The following is a 22,346-nucleotide window of genomic DNA, read 5'->3' on the forward strand; positions in this document are numbered from 1 at the left end:
GAGTTCAGTCCTTGAGATGAAGCGTGTCGAGCAGCGTGCGCACGTCGAGGTGATCGGCGGCGCGCGCCGCATCGCGCGACGTGAGATGCGGAATCACGCCCAGAAGCGGCGCGGCGATGCGTTGCTTGAGCGTGGCGATGTTTTCGTCGGGATACAGCATGTTCGGATCGACGCGATTGGCCACCCAGCCCGCGAGTGTCAGCCCGCGCGCTGCAATCGCTTCGGCGGTCAGCAGCGCATGGCTGATGCAGCCGAGCCGCATGCCGACGACGAGCACCACCGGAGCATTCAGCGCGACGGCGAGATCGGCGGTGTCGTGCGTCTCGTCGAGCGGCACGCGAAAGCCGCCGACGCCTTCCACCACGACGATATCCGCGCGCGTCGAAGCCTCGCGATGCGCATCCACGATGCGCCCGATATCCAGCGCGATGCCTTCGCGCGCCGCGGCGATATGCGGCGCGATCGGCTCGCGCATCATGAACGGCGTGCGCATGTCGGGCGGCAGCGCGACGGTCGCGGCGGCGTCCAGTTGGTCGGCGTCTTCGTTGTGCAGCATGCCGTCGCGCATGACGGCGCCCGAGGCGATCGGCTTCATCGCGGCGGCGCGAAGGCCCGTGCGAGCGAAGCCGTGAAGCAGCGCGCAGGAGACGAAGGTCTTGCCGATCTCCGTATCGGTGCCGGCGACAAAAAGGGATAAAGCGGTCATAGCGTATTCAAAGCGTGGTCGAGACGGTCGAGGTCTTCGCGACTATGCGCGGCCGAAAGCGAAATGCGCAGGCGCGACGTGCCGGACGGCACCGTCGGCGGCCGAATGGCGGGCACCCAAAGGCCGTGCGTGTCGAGCGCGGCGGCGATGGCGAGCGTCTCGTCGTTGCCGCCGATCACGAGCGGCTGCACGGCCGTTTGCGAATCCACCGGAAGCCAGCGCGTGCGCTTGAGCATGGCGCGCGTGGTGTCGATGAGCGTAGCGAGATGCGCGCGGCGCGCGTCGCCTTCATCGCCCGCAATGAGCGCGATGCTCGCCGATACCGCATGCGCGACCGCAGGCGGCGCGGCCGTCGTGAAGATATACGGACGCGCGCGCTGTACGAGCCATTCGACGACCGTGGCGTGCGCCGCGACGAACGCGCCCGCGACGCCCGCGGCCTTGCCGAGCGTGCCGACATAGACGAGATGCGGCGAGCGCAGCGCGAAGTGCGCGAGCGCGCCGCGACCTTGCGGGCCGAGCACGCCGAAGCCGTGCGCGTCGTCGACGACGAGCCACGCGCCGTACTTCTCCGCCAGTTCGACGAGACCCGCGAGCGGCGCAATATCGCCGTCCATGCTGAAGACCGTGTCGGTGACGATGAGTTTCGTCGCGGTTTCGTCGCGCGAGGCGTCGAGCATGGCGTCGAGCGCGGCGAGGTCCGCATGCGGATAAATCTGCGTTTGCGCGCGGGAAAGCCGCACGCCGTCGATCAGCGAAGCGTGATTCAGCGCGTCCGAAAACACCAGCGTGCCGCGCCCGGCCAGCGTCGTGAGCACGGCGAGGTTCGCCATGTAGCCGGTGCTGAAGTAAAGCGCGCGCGGATCGTCGACGAAGCCGCCCGAGAACGCGGCCAGATCGTCTTCGAGTCGAGCATGAGCGCGCGAATGGCCGCCGAGCAGATGCGAGCCGCCGCTGCCGGCGCCGTAAAGCGCAGCGCCTTCGGCGAGCGCCGCGCGGATCGCTTCGTGCGCGGCGAGGCCGAGATAGTCGTTGCTCGCGAAGCCGATCATCGCGCGGCCATCGACGGTCATATGCGCGGAATTCGCGCCGTCGATGATCCTGCGACGGCGGCGCAAGCCGCGTGCTTCGATATCGGCGAGACCCTGATTCAGCGTCTCGTAGAGCGCCTGCGTGGTGTCGTTCATGCGGCGCACTCCGCGAGCGTGGCGTCGAGCGTATCGAGCGTGCGTTGCGCGAGCAGCGCGAGTTCGTCGTCGGAGAGAATGTACGGCGGCATCATGTACACCGTCTTGCCGATGGGACGCATCAGCAGTTCGCGCTGCAACGCGTTGGCAAAGAAGCGGCGCGAGAACGCGGCATCGTCCGTATCGACATCGAACGCGAAGATCGTGCCGCGCTCGCGGAAGTTGCGCGTGCGCGCGTGCTTCGCGAGCGGCTGCAATGCTTCGCGCAGCAGCGCCGACTTGCGCCTGTTTTCAGCGAGCACGTTCGCGCTTTCGAAGAGATCGAGCGTCGCGAGCGCCGCGCGGCACGCGAGCGGATTGCCCGTGTATGAATGTGAATGCAGAAAGCCGCGCGTGATGTCGTCGTCGTAGAAGGCGGCGTAGATTTCATCGCGCGTGAGCACGAGCGAAAGCGGCAGATAGCCGCCGCTGATGCCCTTCGACAGGCACACGAAATCCGGCCACACGCCCGCCTGCTCGCACGCGAAGAAGGTGCCGGTGCGCCCGCAACCGACCGCGATTTCATCGGCGATCAGATGCACGCCGAATTCGTCGCAAAGCGCGCGCAGGCGCGTGAGATACGACGCGTCGTACATCGCCATGCCGGCCGCGCACTGCACGAGCGGCTCGACGATCACGGCGGCGAGATGCGCTGCGCGTTCGGCGAAGAGCGCGCGCATCGCGTCGATCGCTGCATCCACGCCCACCGACGCCGGCGATGCGACCACGTGCGCGTGGCGAATCAGCGGATCGTACGCGTCCTTGAAGAGCGCGACATCCGTCACGCCGAGCGCGCCGATGGTCTCGCCGTGATAGCTGTTCGCGAGGCACGCGAACTCGCGCTTCTCGCTCTGGCCGCGATTGCGCCAGAAGTGAAAGCTCATCTTCAGCGCGATCTCGACCGCCGACGCGCCGTCGGAGGCGAAGAACGCGTGGCCGAGCGTCTTCTGCGTGAGCGCGGAAAGACGCTCCGCCAGTTCGACGGCGCTCGCGTGCGTGCAGCCCGCGAGCATCGCGTGTTCGAGCGTGTCGAGTTGATCCTTGAGCGCGCGGTTGATATCGGGATTCGCGTGGCCGAAGAGATTGACCCACCACGAACTGATGGCGTCGAGATAGCGGTTGCCCGCCGGATCATAGAGCCACGCGCCCTTGCCGCGCGCGATCGGCACGAGCGGCATGCGCTCGTGATGCTTCATCTGGGTACACGGGTGCCACACGGCGGCGAGCGAACGCGCGACCCAGTCTTGATTGGCTTCTGTGTTCAAAACGGCTCCCAGGCCCGCGCGAGCGCGAGCCGGTACATCGGGCAGGCGCGGCGGCCTGTGCTTTTCGAGGAAACTGCGCGAGACTTTCGCGCGCTCCAATTATCCCCAAATTGCGCGCGGCCTTCGCTTTTCGCCCACGTTTTGGACAATGCAGCCGCGCGCATCCGAAATGCGAAAACGCGCTTTCGCCGGCAACGTCGCTGAACGCGACGGCTAATCGTAGGATCGCCGCCGCAAGATGCGAAAACGCCGGCGCAGCGGCCGGCGTCGATCGAAGCGTGAACTGCGCGTTTAGCGCGAGGCCGTCTGCGTGTCCGCGCTGTTGTTCTTCCAGACCACCGCGTTATCGACCGCGTAGAGCCTGCAAGGGTCGCTGCTCTGCTTCTGGCAGCCGGCAAGGGCCACGGCCATCGGATCGTCGCCGCCCTCGGCCCACGACCACGCGCCCGAGTCGGACACGGCGAACGCGCGGCTCGAATACTGGCTCAGGAAATTGCGATACCCGGCGCGGCCGGCTTCATCGACGAACGGAACCGACTGCACGGCGTCGAGGCTCGCGAAATCCGTGGCGTTCGGCGCGTGCGGCTCGGCGACCTGATACTGCACGGAGGTCGGCATGCCGATTTGCGCGAGGAACGCCTTCACGCGCGGCCACCAGACCTGCACGCCGTCGCGATCGCCCACCAGACGGTGCGCGTCGTTCTTGTAGGTGCCGAAGTCGACCATGTTCGACCGCGCGCCGTGCGAGACGAACGCCGTGTACATCTGCGACGCAAGATCGCCCGGCCAGACCGAATCGTTATCGCCGTACAGCCACAGCGACGGCAGGCGGACATGCTCGCCATACGCGCCGAAGGCATCGACGAGATTCTTCTGCCAGCCCGCGCATTCGTCCTGGCGCAAGCCGCCCGAGAAATTGATGAGACCGCGCACGCCCGGCGCGGCGAGCGCATCGCGCGCGCCGTAGGCGATGGTCGTCAGCCCGCCGTGCGACGTGCCCGCGACGACGATATGCGTCTTGTCGACGTAAGGCTGCGCGCTCATGTACTCGACGGTCGCGGCGACATCGCGCGCCTGCGCAAAACCGTTGGCTTCGACGTTGCAGCCGTGGCCCGCGTAGTCGCCGCCGGAGCCCGCGAAGCCGCGGCGGTTCGGCACGACAACGACATAACCGTGACGCACGAACTCACGCGCGAGCGCGACCGGCCGGTTGCGCGGCTGAGCGTGCGAATCGCCGGGAAGCTTGCCGTGATTGAACACGATCATCGGGAACGGGCCCGCGCCGTCCGGTTTGAAGACGGTGGTTTCGAGCGCGATGTCGTCTTCCGGCACCTCGATGACCGTTTCGTTCAGGCCATTCGCGACGACCGGCAGCCGCGCGTCGAGCGCATCCGGAATCTGGCTGAAGACGGGCGCCGTGAGCCCTTCAGATTGGCGGATGCCGCCGATCGGTTCGGCGTGCACGACGGACGCGACCAACGACGCCGCGAGCGAGCATGCCATGCTGCATCCGACCAACCAGGTTCTGATCGCCATCCGTGAACTCCGACCGCACTCGAATCAATGTGTTGATATGACGCGGACCCGAATCGCCGGTTGAAGTCACAAGCTGGCCGCGCTGCTGACAATGAGCAGTGTGGAATGCCGGGCGTTGGAGTCATGCCGCGAAAAGGCATGACAAATGGCTTCAAACTGGAAAAAACGGGTGACCGCATTTGGCCGGGCGCGAGAATGACAGTGCCCTGACGCAAACACAGATTACCCGTTCAAAATTGCACTGCACAATAAAGGAAACCCCGTAACAGCTTAATCTGAAAGGAGAAGTTCAGGAAATTAATACCGTCTTGTTTTTAAGCGACGATTTACTTTTCGATGATGTCGCCGTCGATATAAATCCAGTGGCTTTCGGCGTTACGCGTGAAACGGCTCGCTTCGTGCAGCCGATGCGCGCGCCCGCCGACTTTATATCGCGCGACGAATTCGACTTCTTCGTGATTGCTGTCGATGACCGCGTGTCGTTTGATCTGCAAGCCGAGCCAGCGCGTGCCGTCGCCGGAAGCGTCGAGATCGGGCGGGCATGTTTTCGCGTCCCACGTCGCGCGCAGATAGGCGGTGTCGCCGAGCACATAGGCGGTGTAGCGCGAGCGCATGAGTTCCATCGCGTTCGCCGGAAAAGCGCCGCCGTCGATGAAGCGGCCGCAACAGTCCGCATAGCGCGGCGCGCGCGCGTCCGGGCGCCGCGACGGCGCTGCGCCGCCGCACGGACACTCGACCGGCTTCATGCATCGACTCCCGGCATCTCGACATGGCCCGGCTGATTGCGCACGCGATCCAGCCACGCGCGAATAGCCGGATAGCGCGACAGATCGAGACCCGCTTCGTCGGCCACGTGCGTGTAGGCATACAGCGCGATGTCGGCCACCGTGTAGCGCTCGCCGACAAAGAACGTGCGCGCGGCGAGATGCTGCTCCATCACGTCGAGCGCGCGATACGAACCGGCGGTCTTCTCGGGCAGACGCGGATCGTCCGGCTGTTTCAGAAACTCGCGGATGAAGCGCGCCACCGCGACATACGGCTCGTGGCTGTACTGCTCGAAGAACATCCATTGCAGCACTTGCGCGCGTTCGAGGCGGTCGTTGGGAAGCAGCGCGGAGCCTTCGGCGAGATAGCAGAGAATGGCGTCGGATTCAGAGAGCGTCGTCGTTTCGTCGATGACGAGCACGGGCACCTTGCCGTTCGGGTTCAGCTTGCGGAAGGCGTCGGTGCGCGTCGCGCCGTGCATCATGTCCACTTCGTGCCACACATAGGGCAAGTTCAGTTGTTCGAGCGCGAGCCGCACCTTGTAGCAGTTGCCGGACGCCGACACGCCGTGCACGTGATAAGTCATTCCCCGATTCTCCTTGTCATGGCGCGGCTCACCAGTCGAGCCGCGTGCCGTCGTACTGAATGAAGCGGCCGTTGTACTCGTCGCGCAGGGCGTGCGCCTCTGCGATGACGGCGCGCATGCCGGTGACGCTGCGCGCCACGTCGATGGCCGCGGACGGTCCGCCCATCTCCGTGCGCACCCAGCCGGGATGCAGCGCAAGGCACGCCGAATGACGCGACTGCACCGACGCCACCTTCAGCGCCAAATTGAGCGCCGCCTTGCTGGCGCGATACAGCCAGCCGGTCGTGCCGCTTGCCTCGCTAATGCTGCCCATCTTGCTCGACACGACGGCGAGCACGCCGTGCGCGGCATCGACGAGCGGCAGCAGCACGGGTATCAGTTGCATCGGGCCGCGCACATTAGTATGCATGACGTGATCGAAGTCTTCGGCGCTGAGGGTCTCGACGCCTTCGGTGCGCGGGCCGTAGACGCCGGACACGATGATCGCCACATCGAGCCGCTCCTCGTCGAGTTGCCACGCGAGCGCGGCGATCTGCTCCGGCTGCGTCACGTCGAGCGAAAAGGTCTGCGCGCCGAGCGCATCCAGCGCGGACAGAGCGGCTTTGTCGCGCGCGGTGGCGAGCACGCGCCAGCCGTCGCGCGCATATTGACGCACGAATTCGTGGCCGATGCCGCGAGACGCGCCGAGAATCAGAGCGGTTTTCATCAGTCGTCCTTTGTTGTCTGCCTCAAACGAGTTCGATGCCGATTGCCGTCGCTTCGCCGCCGCCGATGCACAGCGTCGCCACGCCGCGCCTGCCGCCGCGCGCGCGCAATGCGCCGATCAGCGTGACGAGAATACGCGCGCCCGACGCGCCGATCGGATGCCCGAGCGCGCACGCGCCGCCGTTCACGTTGACCTTGTCGTGCGGCAGGTCGTGCTCGCGCATCGCGGCCATCGTGACGACGGCGAAGGCTTCGTTGATCTCGTACAGATCGACATCGTTCGCGCGCCAGCCGTTCTTCTCGAAGAGCTTGCGGATTGCGCCGACGGGCGCGGTCGTGAAGAGCGCCGGCTGTTGCGCGAACGTGCTGTGTCCGACGACGCGCGCAATCGGCGTCGCGCCGAGGCGCTTCGCGGTCGATTCGCGCATCGTCACGAGCGCGGCCGCGCCGTCCGATATCGACGACGAATTCGCCGCCGTCACGGTGCCGTCCTTCGCGAACGCCGGCTTCAGCGACGGAATCTTCTCGATGTTCGCCTTGAACGGCTGCTCGTCGCGCTCGATGACCGTATCGCCCTTCCTGCCCGCCACCGTGACCGGGGCGATCTCCCACGCGAACGAACCGTCCTCGTTCGCGCGTTGCGCGCGGCGCAGCGATTCCACCGCGAACGCATCCTGCGATTCGCGCGAGAACGCATACGACGACGCGCACTGCTCCGCGAACGTGCCCATCAGACGGCCTTTTTCGTACGCGTCTTCGAGGCCGTCGAGGAACATGTGATCGAGCACTTGGCCGTGTCCCATGCGCATGCCGCCGCGCGCCTTCGGCAGCAGATACGGCGCGTTCGTCATGCTCTCCATGCCGCCCGCGACCATCACATCCGCCGAGCCGGCGAGCAGCATGTCGTGCGCGAACATGGCGGCGCGCATGCCGGAGCCGCACATCTTGTTGATGGTCGAGCAACCGGTCGAGAGCGGCAAGCCCGCGCCAAGCGCCGCCTGTCGCGCGGGCGCCTGACCTTGTCCTGCCGGAAGCACGCAGCCCATGATGGCTTCGTCGATCTGCTCGGCTTTGAGGCCCGCGCGTTCCACTGCCGCGCGAATGGCGGCCGCGCCCAGTTGCGGCGCCGTCAGCGCGGCGAAGTCGCCCTGGAACGCGGCCATCGGCGTGCGCGCCGCCGAAACGATGACTACGGGATTCTCTTGTGTATCACTCATGTTTTAGCTCCTGAATGACGCCCTGAATGACAGAGGGAACATCGCCGAGACGCGCCGCGTCGGACGCGATCACGTCGTTTTCCGCTGCGTGCGCGCCGTCGCGCTTCAACGCGGCGAGGCACGATTGGTACGTCGAATCCACTTTCTCCTGCGCGCTGATCATCATGCCCAGATTGCGCAGACGGCCGTCGTGAACGCCGTAGGTCCAGCAATGCACGGTGAGCGCTTGTCCACGCGACCAGGCGTCGTTGACGACCGTGGTGCGGCATACGTTGAGCGTCTGCTCGATGGTGTTCAGTTCGACGAGCCTGCGATGCCGCGCTTCGCCCATCGGCCATTCGTCGAGCAACGCGGCGTGTTTCTCGCGCACGTCCTCGACATGGCGCAGCCAGTTGTCCGCGAGACCCACGCGCCGGCCGACCAGCGCCGCGCCGACGCCCGAGCAGCCGTAATGGCCGACGACCATGATGTGCTTGACCTTCAGCATATCGACGGCGAACTGGATCACCGAGAGACAGTTGAGGTCGGAATGCACGACCACGTTCGCGATGTTCCGATGCACGAACACTTCGCCCGGCGGCAAGCCGATGATCTGGTTCGCGGGCACGCGCGAGTCCGAGCAGCCGATCCACAGATACTCCGGCGCTTGTTGATGCGCGAGCCGCTCGAAGAACTCGGCGTCTTCCGCGAGCTTGCGCGTGACCCAGTTCTGATTGTTCTCGAACAGATGGACGAGGGGATGGGCTTCGTTGTTAAGGTCAGTCATGTTCGTGCTTATATTCGTGTTACGAGAACGCGCGCTTCATGCAGCGCGCGCCGGTGCCTTCTCGAATCGCTCCGGATACCGGACGCAGAACCGGACGGCAGGGTCATAGGGAAAGAAATCGGCGATTTCGCCTTGCAGCAGTTGCTCCTTGTGACGCTGCCACAGCGCAGGGTCGAGGAGATCCGCGTGATGCCGCATGAACGCTTCGCGCACGCGCGGATCGCCGAGCAGGAAGGTGCCGTACGTCTCGGGAAAGATATCGTGCGGCCCGACGCTATACCATGGCTCGCCGGACAACTCGTCTTCCTCGGTGCGCGGCGGCGGCACGCGGCGCACGTTGCAGTCCGTGAGGTACTCGATCTCGTCGTAATCGTAGAACACCACGCGTCCGTGCCGCGTGACGCCGAAGTTCTTGTACAGCATGTCGCCGGGAAAGATGTTGGCCTGCATCAACTGTTTGATGGCGTCGCCATATTCGCGGATGCCGTGGTCGATGTCGTCGGCGTGGCCGTTCTTCAGGAACAGATTGAGCGGCACCATGCGCCGTTCGATATACACATGGCGGATCACGAGCTTGTCGCCTTCGTATTCGATCATCGAGGGCGCTTCTTTCTCCAGTTCGCGGATAAGCGCGTGATCGAGGCGCGCAAGCGGCAGCGCGACGCTCGAATATTCCAGCGTATCGGCCATGCGTCCCAGCCGGTCGTGCCGTTTCACGAGCTGGTACTTGTCCTGAATCTTCTCGCGCGTGGTTTCCTTCGGCGGCGGGAAGGCGTCCTTGATGAGCTTGAACACGTACGGAAACGACGGCAGCGTGAACACGATCATCACGAGTCCCTTGATGCCGGGGGCGATGATGAACTGATCGCTCGAATGCTTCAGATGATGCAGCAAGTCGCGGTAGAACAGATTCTTGCCCTGCTTTTGCAGGCCCAGCGACGTATAGATTTCCGCGTTCGGCTTGGCCGGCATGATGGTGCGCAGGAAGTGAACGTACGCGGACGGCACTTCCATATCGACCAAAAAATACGAGTGCGCAAAGCTGAAGATGATGAGCAGTTGCTGGCGCTCGGTCAGCACCGTATCGAGCGCGAGCAGCCCACGCTGCGTATGGCGAATGGCGATGGCGAACGGCAGCAGCGAATCGCCATGAATGATGCGCCCGATGATATACGCAGCCTTGTTGCGGAAGAAGAGCGACGAAAGGACGTGAATCTGGAAGTTCGGCGCAGGCGCGAAATCGCCGAATGCATCGCGCAAGGATTGCATCACGCATTGCACGTCGCGCGTCAAATCTTCGAACGGTGGATCGAGCTGAAAGTTCGTGACGATACGTTCGAGCGTCGCGGCGAGGCCGTCGGTGTCCGGGTAGTACGCGCGATACGTCGGCTTCGCGGCGGGCTCGTCGTTCTCGATGTATTCGGTCGAGATCGCCGGGCGCACAAAGATGAAATCGTTGTTGAAGTACGAGCGATGCAGAATCTTGCAGCACACCGAATTAAAAAACGTCTCCGCGCATTCCGGCTGACGATGCGTCGTCAACAGGCCGATGTAATGCAGCTTGATTTGCTGCCAGACGTCGTCGTCGATATGCTCGGCGTCGTATTCGTCTTCGAGACGCGCCACGCATTCCGCCACGCGATCGTCATACGACGCAATGCGCTCGCGAGCCAGCCGCGCCAGCGCATGCCAGTCGCCGCGCTCGAAGAGCGGCTTCGCTTCGATGGCGGCATCGCGAAACACGCGGTAGTGGCGATCGAACCCTTCGAGCAGCGTCTCTGCGACATCGAAGCCGATTTGCGACGAAAGCAGCTTGGGGAAGTGGTTCATGTCGGCTGTGCGCGTTGTGGGTCGGTGTCACATCATGCGGCTTTCGCTCGGCGGGCGCGCTTGTCCATGCCCGCCGCGAGCAGTGCGCGGCCTTCCTTTTCATACGCGGCGAGTTCCGCGAGCGTCGTGTTGATGTCCTCCAGTTGCCGTTCGAGCACTTGCCGATGCGCCGCGATGGTGTCCACGAAGCCGCGCAGTTGAGCGGTCGTGCCGGTAGGCGAATCGTAAAGGTCGAGGAGCGTGCGAATCTCCGACAGCGTGAAGCCGAGCCGCTTGCCGCGCAAGGTCAACTTCAGCCGCGTGCGATCCCGCGCCGAGTACACGCGCCGCAGGCCGTTCGCGCCTTCGCGTCGCGGCGCGAGCAGACCCTGGTCTTCGTAGAAGCGAATGGCGCGAGGCGTGATGTCGAATTCGCGCGCCAGTTCGGTGATCGAGAAATGCGTGGGCTGAGTCATCGGGAAAGCGCCGCGCGCCGGAGCGCGTCCAACGTTAGAATGACGTTTACGTTATCGTCAACTTCGCCGGATTGCAACGCGGCGCAAACCCTCAGAGCACCGACCGATGAACGCACTCGAACATCAGCTCGACTATGTCTTTGCCGACGAATTGCCCGCGCCCGGCGGCGCGAAAGAAGTGGCGCCCGGCGTCTATTGGCTGCGCATGCCGCTGCCGTTCGCGCTGGATCACATCAACCTGTGGCTGTTGCGCGATGAACTCGACGGCGTGAAAGGCTGGACCGTGATCGATTGCGGCATCTCGAACGAAAGCATTCGCGCGAACTGGGAGCGCGTGTTCGATACGGTGCTCGACGGCCAGCCGGTGTTGCGCGTGATCGTCACGCATTGCCACCCGGACCATCTGGGACTCGCGGACTGGATCTGTCAGGGCGGAGACAAGAAACGCTGGAACGTGCGGCTGTGGATCTCGCTCGGCGAATATGCGATGGGCCGCGTGATGGCGGCGGGCGACGGCTCCAACGCGGGCGGCGAGCGCGCGGCACAGCACTTCGCGGCGCACGGCCTGACGGACCCGGCATCGCTCGACGCGCTCAGGAAGCGCGACAGCTATTACCCGACGCTCGTGCCTTCGATGCCGCGCGAATTCCGCCGCATTCGCGACGGCGACCGGCTGCGCATCGGTGCGCGCGAGTGGGAAGTGGTGACGGGCTACGGCCATTCGCCGGAGCATGTTGCGCTCTACTGCGCGGCCGACGCACTGCTCATTTCCGGCGACATGGTGCTGCCGCGCATCTCGACGAACGTGTCGGTGTTCGCCATCGAGCCGGAGGGCAATCCGCTCGCGCTGTATCTGGAATCTCTCACGCGCTATGAGGCGATGCCCGCCGATGTGCTCGCGTTGCCCTCGCACGGCAAGCCGTTTCGTGGCGTGAAGACGCGCATCGCGCAGCTTCGCGAGCATCATCGCGCGCGGCTTGCGGAAGTGCGCGAGGCGTGCGCTGCGAAGCCGTGCAGCGCCGCCGATATCGTGCCGATCATGTTCAAGCGCGCGCTCGACATCCATCAGATGACGTTCGCGCTCGGCGAGGCGCTCGCGCATCTGAACATGCTATGGCTCGATGGCACGCTTGCGCGTCGGACCGGCGATGACGGCGTGATCCGCTTTTCGCCGGCCTGAAGTACCGCGTTACTGCACTGAGACGACGCCGAAGTTCTGCCGCCCGAACGGGCTCACGTTATAGCCGCTGACGTTCGTGCGCGTGAGCGCGGCGGCGGTCGGATACACCAGCGGAATCCACAGCGCCTGATCGTGGATGATCTTCTGCGCATCCACATACGCCTTCGTGCGTTTGGTGATATCCGGCGTCGCCTTGCCGTCCGCGATCAGCTTGTCCAGTTGCGGGTCGCAATAGCGCGCGAAGTTGATACCCGACTTCACCGCATTGCAGCTGAATAGCGGCGACAGGTAGTTGTCCGGGTCGCCGTTGTCGCCGGCCCAGCCCATGAACAGCATGTCGTGCTGGCCCTGCTTCGCTTCCTTGATCAGCTCGCCCCATTCGATCACCTTCACCTGCGCTTTTACGCCGATTTTCGCGAGGTCGGCTTGCAGCAGTTCGGCGCCCGCCTTGGGGTTCGGATTCAGCACGCTGCCGTTCGGACGCACCCAGATGGTCGTGTCGAAGCCGTTCGGAAAGCCCGCGTCGGCGAGCAGCTTCTTCGCGCGATCCGCGGAATACGGATACGCCTGCACGTTCTTGTCGTAGCTCCAGGTGTTCGGCGGATACGGATTCACGGCGGGCGTCGCCGTGTTGTCGAAGACGGTCTTCATGTACGTCGTGCGATCGAACGCCATGTTCAGCGCCTGACGCACCTTCGGGTTGTCGAGCGGCTTCTTCTGCGTGTTGAGCGCGACGAACGCGGTCATGAACGCAGGCGTTTCGCTGACCTTGAGCGAGCGGTCCTTCTTTGCGTCGAGCACGTCCTGCGGCTTCGGCGAAAGCGCGATCTGGCATTCGCCCGCCTTGATCTTCTGCGCGCGCACGGTGGCGTCCGGCGTGATCGCGTAGATGAGGCGGTCGATCTTCGGCTTCGGCCCCCAGTACGACGGGTTCACGTCGTAGCGGATGACGGCATCCTTCGTATAGCTCTTCAGCACGAACGGACCCGTGCCGATAGGCTTGCTGTTCAAGTCCACCTGCTTGTTCGCCTTTAGCAACTGGTCCGCGTATTCCGCCGAATAGATGGAGGCGAAGCCCATCGTGAGAATCGGCACGAAGGTCGCGTTCGGCTCGTTGAGGTCGAACTTGACGGTGTGGTCATCCACCTTCGTCACGCTCTTGATGAGCTTCACGAGGCCCATCGACTGCGCGTGCGGAAAGCCGCTCGCGCCCGCGACCTTGTGCCACGGATTGCTCTCCGACAGCATGCGATCGAACGTGAAGACGACATCGTCGGCATTGAGCGGACGCGTCGGCTTGAAGTAATCGGTGCTCTGGAACTGCACGTTCGGCCGAAGATGGAACGTGTAGCTCAAACCATCGCTCGATACGTCCCATTTCTCCGCGAGCGACGGCGCGACTTTCTTCGCCGCTTCGTCGTAAGAGACGAGCGTGTTGAAGATCACGTCTGCCGATGCGTTGGTCGTGACGAGCGAGTTGAACTGTACGACGTCGAAGCCGTCCGGGCTCGATTCAGTGCAGACGGTAAGCGGCTTGGACTGCGCGAGCATGGGCGCGGCCACGGCGAGGGCGGCGAGAAGGGCAGGCAAGCGTTTGATGCGCATGGGTTCTCCGGTCGGCGGGAGCGCGCTGTCGCGCGTGCTCCGTGAATCACACAGCGTTTGTTCTTGTTGCTCGATGAATCCGGTCGCGCGATGCCGAGCAAGCACCGCGCCCGCGCGCGTAGATTAGCGAACGCGCGGGCGCGCGACAACGAACCGTTGCGCATACCGATATGTCCCGCTGTCTGCGTCGGCTTGCCGAACGCGACGCGTCACGCTACACTGCCCCGGTCTTTGGGGAGTAGCCTTCCTTCCGCTTGCGAAGGAGAACGCGTCAACATCCTCGGCTCTGCTGCCGTGGCGCGTTCGACCGGTCCGGTTTGGCGAGACCACTGATGTGCCACGTCGTTCTTGGTCGGACGGCGCGTGGCGCATCATGGTTCGCTGACGTCCGACCGTGGAATCATCGTGTCCCCACAACTACAAGACCTCATTCGCTCACGCGCCGACATCGTCTGCGTGCCACGTCGTGCCATGCGAGGTGCCGCATGACGATGCTTTTCCTCGAACTCGCGTTGATGCTCGCGATCATTTTGATTGCCTCCGAGCTTTTCACCAACGCGCTCGAACATCTCGGCGAACGGCTCGGCATTTCGGAAGGCGTGACCGGATCGCTCTTCGCCGCAGTGGGTACGGCGTTGCCGGAAACGACGGTGCCGATCATCGCGCTCTTAGGCGGCACGGCGAGCCGCGCGGTCAACGAGGAGATCGGCGTCGGCGCGATCCTCGGCGCGCCGCTCATGCTCGCGACGCTTTCGACGTTCCTGATGACGCTCGCCATCGTGAAATCGCGCGGTTTGCGCGGCGTGATCGAGCCGGAGCGCAGCGGCTTTACGCGCGACCTCAACTTTTTCCTGATCGCATTTCTCATCGCGGCTGGCGCGATGTTCGTGCCGCATCACGCATGGCAGGTGCGCGCGCTGTTCGCGGCGGGGCTCGTCGGCCTGTACGTGATCTATGTAATCTCGACCTTCAGGGCATCGGCCAATCTCGTCGAAAGCGGACACGGCACCGAAGCGCCCGAAACCCTCTTCATCTCGCGCGTCGGACTCAAGACAAATCTCGGCTCGATCATGCTGCAATTTCTGATCGGCATCGTGTTGCTGGTGGGCGGCGCCAAGGGCTTCATTCACGGCGTCGAGGGCGTATCGCAGGCGCTCGGCGTTTCGGCGCTGCTGCTGTCGCTCATCATTATCCCGATTGCGACCGAACTGCCCGAGAAGGTCAACAGCATTCTGTGGGCGCGGCGCGGCAAGGACACGCTCGCGTTTGGCAACATCACCGGCGCGATGGTGTTTCAGGGCACGTTGCTGCCGTCCATCGGCATCATGCTGACGCCGTGGGAGCCGCGCGTCGAAGTGCTGACCGGCGTGCTCATCACGCTCGCGGCGGCGGCGTGGCTGCGTTTCCATGCGAGAGGGAAGGGCGTCGCGTTGTGGGCGCTGCTCGGCAACGGCGTGCTGTACGCGGCGTATCTGACGTTGACGCTCGGGCGCTAGGCTCCCATTCCGCGCCAATAAAAATGCCCGCGCGAGGCGGGCATCGAGAGCAAAGCTGCGTCATCACATCGACGCTTTCTTGTTGTTGTTAGTCTGTATAACGGCGCGGGGCAGGGAAACTTTAGAGCCGCGCGGCCTGTTGATAACGGCTGGCCGCGTCGACGCGCGCGGTCGCCTCGCGATACGTCTTGCCGAGCGACATGCGCGCGACTTGCGCCGTCTGCATCAGCGCGGCATCCAGCGTCTGAATCTCGCTCGCGGTCTGCAACGTCGCCGGATCGAGGTCGTTCTCCAATTGCATGATGATCGGCGAACGCAGCTCGGAGAGGCGCGCCGCTTCGATCCAGTCGCCGGCGGCTGCGGCCGCGGCCATGGCGCGCGTGAGCGACGCCGCGTGGGTCAGCATGTCTCGTTGGCTCACATCTTTCTCCATGCGAATGGGTTGGCGCCTGCGTTACTTGTTGGTCGCGAGCGCGCCGGCGCTGTTCGTGCCGCCGAAAAGCTGCGTCAGGTACGTCGTGTTGCTCTGCATCGTCGCCATGAGCGTATTGAGCGCCGTGAACTGAGCGTTGTATTGCGACGTCAGGCTGTCGGCGTAGGTCTGCAGCTTCGTCGTCTGATCGGTCAGGCTCTTCAGGTCTGCGTTGATCGCGGTCGTGCGCGTATCGATGATGCCGCCCGTTTGCAGGAACGACGTGATCTTCGAATTCAGCTGCGTGCCGATGCCGTTCGTCTGGTTGAAGAGCTGGCTCACGCGCGTCGGGCTGTTCGAGAGCGCGGTGGAAAGCGTCGAATCGTCGATGGACAGCGTGCCGTCGTCCTGAAGGTCGATGCCGATCGACGCGAGGTTCGTCGTCGTCGAAGTGGAACCGGAACCCGAACTCACGCCGCTCGTGATGATGCTGGACAGCGAACTCTGAATGCTCTGAAGCATGGAGTCGCCGAGCAGCACGCCGCCTTGCGAGCCGGCGCTTTTCGTGGAGTCGAACGACGACAGCGCGGCGGCCTGGCTCACGAACGAGTTGTACGCGTCGACGAACGCCTTGATCGTGCTCTTTTCCGTGGTCGTGTCGGATGAGACGGTCAACGTCTGGGTCGAACCCGCCGCAGCCGATGCCAGGTTCAGCGTCACGCCGCCGATCGCGGTCGTGAGCGTGTTCGTCGAGCTCGTGACGGCCGTGCCGTCGACCGTGAGCGACGCGTCCTGCGCCGCTGACGTCTGCGTGTAGTTGCTGCTGCCCGTGCTGTACGAAAGCGACGAATCGACGCCTGCGCCCGCCGTGACCGAAATGGTGTTGGCGGCGCCCGTCGTCTTCGACGCGAGCACGAGATGCTGGCCGTCGGTGCCCGTGACGATGGTCGCGCTGATGCCGGGATTGTCGCTCGCCGAATTGATCGACGACGCGATGCTCGCCAGCGTGTTCGTGCCGTCGAGCGTCACGTTCATCGAACTCGATCCGAGCGAAAGCGAGAGCGTGCCGGTGCCGAAGGTGTCGGTGGCGGCGTGCGCCGTCGACGAAATCTTCTGCGCGCTGGCGATGTTGTTGACCGTGATCGCATACGAACCGGCCACCGCGCTCGTGCCGGCCGTCGCCGTGAGCCCGCTGCCGCTCGCCGTCGCCGTGTACGCGGCGAGTCCGGTGCCGTCGGAAAGGCTCTTCAGCGCGGTTTGCACCGATGACAGCGCGGACTTGATCTGCGAGACGGCGGACAGAAGCGTGTTGTCGCTCGCCGTCTTGTTGGCGATCTGCGTGGCCTGGGCGGTGGTCTTCGCGGTGACGAGCGAGGAAACCAGCGTGGATACATCGAGCGTGGAGTTCGTCGCGCCGCTGATGATGGACTTCGCGGCAGCGGCCAGTGTGGCGCTGACGTCGGTACTCGAGGTGGTGGTGGTCATCGGATGCTCCGGACGGACTGCCTTATCTGTTTGCGAGCTTTCGTGAGCGCAGCGCCGATGAGGAATGTCGCTGCGCTAACGAAAGCTGGGAGGCGGGCCTCCCAGTGAACTGCCGAACCCCGCCCAATGTTGCGGCGGGGCAGGTCACATGCGCTTAGCCGAGGAGCTTCAGCACTTGCTGCGGCATCGAGTTCGCTTGCGCGAGAACCGAGATACCCGCTTGTTGCAGCACTTGAGCCTTCGACAGGTTCGCCGTTTCTTGCGCGAAGTCCGCGTCGGTGATGGCCGATTGCGCTGCGTTCAGGTTGGTCGACTGCGATTGCAGGCTGGTAACGGCCGACGTGAAGCGGTTCTGTTCAGCGCCGAGCGTCGATTGCAGCGTGTTGACGGTGTCGAGCGCCGTGTCGACCAGGCTGATCACGGACTGCGCGCCGCTTGCCGTGGAGATGTCGACCGATGCCGAGCCGAACAGGCCGGTCTGGCTCATCGCGGTGCTGCCGAAGTCGACGCTCAGCGTCTGGTTCGCCACTGCGCCGATCTGGAAGGCCACCGTCGAGACCGAGCCGGACAGCATGGCTTGGCCGTTGAACGTCGTCTGGCTCGAAACGCGGTCGAGTTCGCCGAGACGCTGGGTCACTTCCGTCTGGAGGTAGCCGCGCTGCGTGTCGGAGAGCGAACCGTCGGCTGCTTGAACGGCCAGCTGGCGAATACGCTGAAGGTTGTCCGTCGTGGAGCTGAGGCCGCCCGACGCCGTTTGAATCATCGAGATCGCGTTGTTCGCGTTCGACACGCCCTGGTTCAGCGCGTTGACGTACGACGTCATGTTCGTCGAAATCGCCAGGCCTGCTGCATCGTCAGCTGCGCTGTTGATGCGCTTGCCCGACGAGAGGCGGTTAATAGCCGACGACAGCGCGCTTTGCGAACCTTGCAGGTTCTTTTGCGTCGTTTGCGACAGGGTGTTGGTGTTGATGTTCAACATTTCAAATTACCTCGTTGGTAAAGGCGCTACTAGTCTGAGTCTGAATGCGGCGTCGCGATATTTAATGTGTTTCGCTGACTGCCTTACCTAAGGATTTCGGCCCACGGGAAAGAAACTTTAGGCCGAAGATCGAATGCGATTCGAATTTTCACGGAGTCTGCCGGCGCCTTGGCCGGCAGGGCTTAAAAGCAATTACGGCCGGGCCGGCTACACCTTTACAGGCAGCCGGCCCGATATCTCTTCATGAGGCGAGGGCGGTGTCAGCCTTCTGAACCCAGGAAAGCGGGCGGAACGTCAGGCGCATCAATTGCCGCGTGTTTCCGGCCATGGCAGGCACATAGATCAGTCCGTTCGGCGACATCTCGAACATGCCGGATTCGCGCTCAGTCATGCCGTCGTAAATGATCTCGCTCCCAGGCGAGAGCGCGCGCTGGCGATCGAACTCAATACGCGTATCCAGCGTTTCCGCGGGAAAGGTTGTCGCCGACGCAATCTGAACCCAGTTCATCTCTTTGCCGAACATGAGCGCGACGTCGAAGTCGGAAATGGGCACGACGAGCGAATAGAAGCCGTCGTAAGTCGCGCGCGCGGTCAGCGTCTCGGTCGCGGTTTCATTGCCGCGCACGAAAAGCGCGGGAATTCGCGTCTCGCGGTACGTCGTATCGTCGACGGTGAAATCCAGACGGTGACGGCGCACGGCCATTAGAAAGATCGCCTGATCGATGCCTGCGTGGCGCATCTCGTACGGATAACCCGGACGAAAACCCTTGCCGATGCTGCGCATATAGAAGGGGCCGCGCTGACGAAGCCCTTCGATGCCCGCGTCGTTATCCGCGACGTTGAATGCGTGAATGGACGCCCCGTTGATCTCGAACACCGTCTCATTGCCGCCGGCCACTTCGTCGCGGTCCGGGAGATACAGTAGGCGTGCGAGGCAGATGGCCGCATCGACGCGTAGTCGTTCAGGCGTCAGGCGGGGAAAGCCGGTGGCCGGCATCGCGGCCATATCGCGGACAAAGCGGACGCAAGCATCCTGGATTTCGCCGCTTTGCGCGATTTGCTTCTCGCTTTTCGCAGATTGGTTGAGAAGCGGCGTGCCGTCGTCCGTGAAGTCATACACGCTGCCGGTTTTGAGCGAGCACATCTGCTCGAAATGGCCGATATGCGCGATCAACATCTCCATCACGTTTTCATCGGCCCAGCGGCTGTCGACGACGCCCGCGCGATCCGCGCGCCAGCCGGGTGTATCCAGCGAAACGAGATAGCGCCCGACGATCTCCACGTCGTAATACTTCTTGAACAGTTTGCCGAGCGAGCGCTGAATAGAGCCGTAGTAACCCAGATCCACGATCACGAGCGTGTCGCCGCGCTCCAGCCCGACGGTGCGCTGCAGATGGCGAAAGAGCCGCTGACGAAGCGCCGCGCTGCGTTCGATGATGAGCTTCACCATGCGCGGTTCCAGCACGAGACGCCGGAACGTCTGCAGCGAATTGGCGGACGCGTTTGCCTCGGCCAGCAGTTTGCCGGTTTCCTTGGGCGGCAGTTGCAGTTGGTCTGCGCCGAACTTCATCATCTGCGGGTTGATGACCTCTGTACTCAGATAACGCTCGATGGCCTCGCGGCTGTCGAAGGTCGAACCGGCGGCGACGAACCGCCCGACGTACGCTTCATTGCCGATCGGGCCGCCGTGCAGCGCTTCGCATGCCCGATGAATCAGATGCCCGTCGCGCAGCAGAAACGCGAGCTTGTGCGGCGTGCCACGCGCTTTGAGATCCTCATGCGTGTCCAGCACGAAGCGCGCGAACGCGTGCATGATCGGGCCGACCGACCAGTAGCCGATGCGCTCGTTCGCGCTCATGTCGCGGCCCTGTTGCAGGGAGCGCATGGCGTGATGCAAGCTCGGCGCGGGCTTCGTCGCGCGGATCGACGGAAAGAGGACGCGCGCCGCCATCAGCCGCTGTCGGTCCGCTTTGTGCATCTCTTCGTCGCGCTGCTGGAAATGCAGAACGCCGATGCCCATCTGCTGTGGAACGGCCCAGTCCGCGTACGGGTTGTCGCCGGTATGGAGAATCTCCGACGGCGCGACGCCCAGCCGTTCCGTCACGACATTCCAGAGTCCCGTGGACTTCGAGACGCCGAATTCGGACGAACAAAACACGACGTCGATGAGCGATTCGAGCTCCGGCGCGGTTGTAAAAAGAATGCGGCGCAATTGCGCCTCGGAGTAATAGGTATCGCTGACGATTGCCGTGCGTAGGCCGCGAATTTTCGCCTCGCGCAGCAGCGCGAGCACCGGCTCGAAGATGAAGCCGATCTCGATCTCTTTATCGACCTCGCGCTCGGCGAGCGCGCTCACCGTTGCTTCGTCGGCGTGAGGCGCGGCTTCGGCATAAATCTGTTCGAGCGTTGCCTCGCTCTTGCGGGTTGCGAAGTAATTCTGTTTACGCGCCTCGGATTCGGCCATCGTGCGCACGCGGGCGCTTACGCCGTGCTCGACGAAGAGCGGATCTTCGGCCAGCGCGTAGTAAACGTCGACCGGTTCCTGTACGGCGCGCCAGAACAGCGTGTCGAAACAGTCGAAAGTCGCGACCGTATGCGACGGCGCGCGCGCCGACCACGTTTCGGCTAACTGATCCGGAAGGACGTTCTTGTCTGCTTGCATGTGATGGACTCCGCAGCCCGCGCCGGCGGGTCTGCATTGATGGTTTTCGTGCGTCGGGCGTCTGCAGCGGGTCGCTCTCGGCCGCCCCGGCATCAGCCTCTGTGATGTGTCGACGATCTTAGGGGCTTGCGCCAGAACGAAAGCACGGAACAAGCGCAGCTTTGGGCTTCATTTCGGCGCATGAGCGACGCGCGCGGCAGCGTCGCGCAATGTTGCGTATCCTTCCCGAACGTCCTCTACTCACGCGGAGTACCCCATGCAAACTCGCAGCATCGGCACATCGGATCTCGAAGTCGCGCCGCTCGTCTTCGGCGGCAACGTGTTCGGCTGGACCGCGGACGAACGCACGTCGTTTTCCATCCTCGACGCGTTCGTCGATCACGGCCTCAATTTCATCGACACGGCGGACGTCTATTCCGCGTGGGTCGAAGGGCACCAAGGCGGCGAATCGGAAACGATCATCGGCAAGTGGTTCAAGGAGAGCGGCAAGCGCCACAAGGTCGTGCTCGCGACGAAGGTCGGCATGCTCGGCACGCGCGCCGGGCTTTCGGCGGCGAACATCGCGGCGGCCGTGGACGATTCGCTGCGGCGCCTGAAGACCGATTACATCGACGTCTACTTCTCGCATCTGGACGACGACAAGACGCCGCTCGACGAAACGCTCGGCGCCTACCAGAAGCTCATCCAGGCGGGCAAAGTGCGGGTGATCGGCGCGTCGAACTACACCGGCGCGCGGCTGGAAGAAGCGCTGAAAGTGGCGAAGGAATCGTCGCTGCCGGCGTATCAGATCCTGCAGCCGGAGTACAACCTCTACGACCGCGAAGGCTACGAGACGGAGCTCGAGCCCGTCGCCGAAGCGCACAAGGTCGCGGTCGCCACGTATTTCAGCCTGGCGAGCGGCTTCCTGTCGGGCAAGTACCGCTCGAAGGAAGACATGCAGGGCAAGGCGCGCGGCTCGCGCGTCGAGAAGTATCTGAACGAGCGCGGCCTCAAGATTCTCGATGCGCTCGATGAAGCCGCGAAGCGCCACGACACCACGCCGGCGACCATTGCGCTCGCGTGGATCATCGCGCGGCCCAGCGTGACTGCGCCGATTGCGAGCGCCACGTCCGTGCAGCAACTCGAAAGTCTCGCGGCGGCCACGCGCCTCGAGCTCGATCCGGAAGAAGTGGCGGAACTGGACGAAGCCAGCGCCTGGCAGAAATAAATCTGTTGCATCAACGAGTTGCCGTGCATCGAAGAGTTGGCACGGGCGCGGTGTTCTGGTAACATCGCGCCCGAATCGAGAAATGTGCCCGATTTTTCGGCCGATTTTTGCGTCCGCTCCGCTGAAAATGACAACGTCAAAACGTTAATCGCCAGCGGAGAACGGCGCCGAAAGTGTGCGTGCAGGCAGTCCTTTCGTGCGCACATGCCGCTTTGCGGTTGAATCCCAACTCTCTCTTTTCCGGCCTCCGTGGCCGCTTTGCT

General features: G+C 63.8%; 19 protein-coding genes and 1 riboswitch. Of the genes, 3 read left to right on the top strand and 16 right to left on the bottom strand.

Annotation, left to right across the window (positions count from 1 at the left end; genetic code table 11):
• Positions 1 to 4: 4 nt before the first annotated feature.
• The 11 genes from bioD to HWX53_RS02185 all read right to left on the bottom strand — a co-directional run bounded on the left by bioD (position 5) and on the right by HWX53_RS02185 (position 11,057).
• The gene (gene bioD / locus HWX53_RS02135) at positions 5 to 706 is read right to left on the bottom strand and encodes a dethiobiotin synthase (RefSeq protein WP_175938993.1); all 702 of its coding nucleotides are present in this window, start codon (positions 704 to 706) and stop codon (positions 5 to 7) included.
• Positions 703 to 1,893: an 8-amino-7-oxononanoate synthase gene (gene bioF, locus HWX53_RS02140; RefSeq protein WP_175938995.1), complete on the bottom strand. Its 1,191-nt coding sequence runs from the start codon at positions 1,891 to 1,893 to the stop codon at positions 703 to 705. Before bioF ends, bioD begins: the two co-directional genes overlap by 4 nt.
• Entirely contained in the window at positions 1,890 to 3,197 is a 1,308-nt protein-coding gene (locus tag HWX53_RS02145) for an adenosylmethionine--8-amino-7-oxononanoate transaminase (protein WP_175938997.1), read from the bottom strand. Before HWX53_RS02145 ends, bioF begins: the two co-directional genes overlap by 4 nt.
• 291 nt (positions 3,198 to 3,488) lie before the next feature.
• Complete coding sequence (locus HWX53_RS02150) at positions 3,489 to 4,733, bottom strand: prolyl oligopeptidase family serine peptidase (RefSeq protein ID WP_175938998.1); 1,245 nt, start codon at positions 4,731 to 4,733, stop codon at positions 3,489 to 3,491.
• 326 nt (positions 4,734 to 5,059) lie between these two features.
• Positions 5,060 to 5,479: a YchJ family protein gene (locus tag HWX53_RS02155; protein ID WP_175939000.1), complete on the bottom strand. Its 420-nt coding sequence runs from the start codon at positions 5,477 to 5,479 to the stop codon at positions 5,060 to 5,062.
• The gene (locus HWX53_RS02160; protein WP_175939002.1) at positions 5,476 to 6,084 is read right to left on the bottom strand and encodes a glutathione S-transferase family protein; all 609 of its coding nucleotides are present in this window, start codon (positions 6,082 to 6,084) and stop codon (positions 5,476 to 5,478) included. The genes HWX53_RS02155 and HWX53_RS02160 overlap by 4 nt, the downstream gene beginning before the upstream one ends.
• A 28-nt stretch (positions 6,085 to 6,112) precedes the next feature.
• Positions 6,113 to 6,790, bottom strand: a complete 678-nt coding sequence (locus HWX53_RS02165; protein ID WP_175939004.1) for an SDR family oxidoreductase — start codon at positions 6,788 to 6,790, stop codon at positions 6,113 to 6,115.
• A 22-nt stretch (positions 6,791 to 6,812) separates the two neighbouring features.
• Positions 6,813 to 8,006 carry an acetyl-CoA C-acetyltransferase gene (locus HWX53_RS02170; RefSeq protein WP_175939006.1) on the bottom strand — a complete coding sequence of 398 codons (1,194 nt, stop codon included), beginning with the start codon at positions 8,004 to 8,006 and terminating at the stop codon, positions 6,813 to 6,815.
• A complete protein-coding gene (gene can / locus HWX53_RS02175) occupies positions 7,999 to 8,772 on the bottom strand; it encodes a carbonate dehydratase (RefSeq protein ID WP_175939008.1) in 774 nt (257 codons plus the stop codon). The genes HWX53_RS02170 and can overlap by 8 nt, the downstream gene beginning before the upstream one ends.
• A gap of 36 nt (positions 8,773 to 8,808) precedes the next feature.
• On the bottom strand, positions 8,809 to 10,602 hold the full coding sequence (gene aceK / locus HWX53_RS02180) for a bifunctional isocitrate dehydrogenase kinase/phosphatase (RefSeq protein ID WP_175939010.1): 1,794 nt from the start codon (positions 10,600 to 10,602) through the stop codon (positions 8,809 to 8,811).
• A gap of 32 nt (positions 10,603 to 10,634) precedes the next feature.
• The gene (locus tag HWX53_RS02185) at positions 10,635 to 11,057 is read right to left on the bottom strand and encodes a MerR family DNA-binding transcriptional regulator (RefSeq protein WP_175939012.1); all 423 of its coding nucleotides are present in this window, start codon (positions 11,055 to 11,057) and stop codon (positions 10,635 to 10,637) included.
• A gap of 106 nt (positions 11,058 to 11,163) precedes the next feature.
• On the opposite strand from HWX53_RS02185, the gene HWX53_RS02190 reads away from it, so the two are divergent.
• On the top strand, positions 11,164 to 12,237 hold the full coding sequence (locus HWX53_RS02190) for an MBL fold metallo-hydrolase (RefSeq protein WP_175939014.1): 1,074 nt from the start codon (positions 11,164 to 11,166) through the stop codon (positions 12,235 to 12,237).
• A gap of 9 nt (positions 12,238 to 12,246) precedes the next feature.
• Here HWX53_RS02190 and HWX53_RS02195 read toward each other — a convergent pair whose 3' ends face one another.
• Positions 12,247 to 13,788, bottom strand: coding sequence for an ABC transporter substrate-binding protein (locus HWX53_RS02195; protein ID WP_175940570.1), 1,542 nt, complete (start codon positions 13,786 to 13,788; stop codon positions 12,247 to 12,249).
• Between the two features lie 275 nt (positions 13,789 to 14,063).
• A riboswitch (yybP-ykoY riboswitch) is annotated at positions 14,064 to 14,232 on the top strand.
• A gap of 95 nt (positions 14,233 to 14,327) precedes the next feature.
• Here HWX53_RS02195 and HWX53_RS02200 point away from each other — a divergent pair.
• Entirely contained in the window at positions 14,328 to 15,338 is a 1,011-nt protein-coding gene (locus HWX53_RS02200; RefSeq protein WP_175939015.1) for a sodium:calcium antiporter, read from the top strand.
• 121 nt (positions 15,339 to 15,459) lie between these two features.
• Here HWX53_RS02200 and HWX53_RS02205 read toward each other — a convergent pair whose 3' ends face one another.
• The 4 genes from HWX53_RS02205 to HWX53_RS02220 all read right to left on the bottom strand — a co-directional run bounded on the left by HWX53_RS02205 (position 15,460) and on the right by HWX53_RS02220 (position 20,876).
• Positions 15,460 to 15,759 (bottom strand): flagellar protein FliT, encoded by a 300-nt coding sequence (locus HWX53_RS02205; RefSeq protein ID WP_175939017.1) that lies wholly within the window; start codon positions 15,757 to 15,759, stop codon positions 15,460 to 15,462.
• 33 nt (positions 15,760 to 15,792) lie between these two features.
• Positions 15,793 to 17,235, bottom strand: coding sequence for a flagellar filament capping protein FliD (fliD, locus tag HWX53_RS02210; RefSeq protein ID WP_175939019.1), 1,443 nt, complete (start codon positions 17,233 to 17,235; stop codon positions 15,793 to 15,795).
• A 154-nt stretch (positions 17,236 to 17,389) separates the two neighbouring features.
• The gene (locus tag HWX53_RS02215) at positions 17,390 to 18,214 is read right to left on the bottom strand and encodes a flagellin domain-containing protein (protein WP_175939021.1); all 825 of its coding nucleotides are present in this window, start codon (positions 18,212 to 18,214) and stop codon (positions 17,390 to 17,392) included.
• Positions 18,215 to 18,455: 241 nt separating this feature from the next.
• Positions 18,456 to 20,876: an HAD family hydrolase gene (locus tag HWX53_RS02220; RefSeq protein WP_175939022.1), complete on the bottom strand. Its 2,421-nt coding sequence runs from the start codon at positions 20,874 to 20,876 to the stop codon at positions 18,456 to 18,458.
• A 256-nt stretch (positions 20,877 to 21,132) separates the two neighbouring features.
• On the opposite strand from HWX53_RS02220, the gene HWX53_RS02225 reads away from it, so the two are divergent.
• The gene (locus HWX53_RS02225) at positions 21,133 to 22,083 is read left to right on the top strand and encodes an aldo/keto reductase (RefSeq protein WP_175939024.1); all 951 of its coding nucleotides are present in this window, start codon (positions 21,133 to 21,135) and stop codon (positions 22,081 to 22,083) included.
• The last annotated feature ends 263 nt before the right edge of the window (positions 22,084 to 22,346 follow it).

It is taken from the genome of Caballeronia sp. BCC1704, assembly GCF_902833455.1.
In the GTDB taxonomy this organism is placed as follows: domain Bacteria; phylum Pseudomonadota; class Gammaproteobacteria; order Burkholderiales; family Burkholderiaceae; genus Caballeronia.

Coding starts and splice junctions, on each gene's coding strand:
- bioD (WP_175938993.1), bottom strand. CDS start 706: ATGACCGCTTTATCCCTTTTTGTCGCCGGCACCGATACGGAGATCGGC.
- bioF (WP_175938995.1), bottom strand. CDS start 1,893: ATGAACGACACCACGCAGGCGCTCTACGAGACGCTGAATCAGGGTCTC.
- HWX53_RS02150 (WP_175938998.1), bottom strand. CDS start 4,733: ATGGCGATCAGAACCTGGTTGGTCGGATGCAGCATGGCATGCTCGCTC.
- HWX53_RS02155 (WP_175939000.1), bottom strand. CDS start 5,479: ATGAAGCCGGTCGAGTGTCCGTGCGGCGGCGCAGCGCCGTCGCGGCGC.
- HWX53_RS02160 (WP_175939002.1), bottom strand. CDS start 6,084: ATGACTTATCACGTGCACGGCGTGTCGGCGTCCGGCAACTGCTACAAG.
- HWX53_RS02165 (WP_175939004.1), bottom strand. CDS start 6,790: ATGAAAACCGCTCTGATTCTCGGCGCGTCTCGCGGCATCGGCCACGAA.
- HWX53_RS02170 (WP_175939006.1), bottom strand. CDS start 8,006: ATGAGTGATACACAAGAGAATCCCGTAGTCATCGTTTCGGCGGCGCGC.
- can (WP_175939008.1), bottom strand. CDS start 8,772: ATGACTGACCTTAACAACGAAGCCCATCCCCTCGTCCATCTGTTCGAG.
- aceK (WP_175939010.1), bottom strand. CDS start 10,602: ATGAACCACTTCCCCAAGCTGCTTTCGTCGCAAATCGGCTTCGATGTC.
- HWX53_RS02185 (WP_175939012.1), bottom strand. CDS start 11,057: ATGACTCAGCCCACGCATTTCTCGATCACCGAACTGGCGCGCGAATTC.
- HWX53_RS02190 (WP_175939014.1), top strand. CDS start 11,164: ATGAACGCACTCGAACATCAGCTCGACTATGTCTTTGCCGACGAATTG.
- HWX53_RS02195 (WP_175940570.1), bottom strand. CDS start 13,788: ATGCTCGCGCAGTCCAAGCCGCTTACCGTCTGCACTGAATCGAGCCCG.
- HWX53_RS02200 (WP_175939015.1), top strand. CDS start 14,328: ATGACGATGCTTTTCCTCGAACTCGCGTTGATGCTCGCGATCATTTTG.
- fliD (WP_175939019.1), bottom strand. CDS start 17,235: ATGACCACCACCACCTCGAGTACCGACGTCAGCGCCACACTGGCCGCT.
- HWX53_RS02215 (WP_175939021.1), bottom strand. CDS start 18,214: ATGTTGAACATCAACACCAACACCCTGTCGCAAACGACGCAAAAGAAC.
- HWX53_RS02220 (WP_175939022.1), bottom strand. CDS start 20,876: ATGCAAGCAGACAAGAACGTCCTTCCGGATCAGTTAGCCGAAACGTGG.
- HWX53_RS02225 (WP_175939024.1), top strand. CDS start 21,133: ATGCAAACTCGCAGCATCGGCACATCGGATCTCGAAGTCGCGCCGCTC.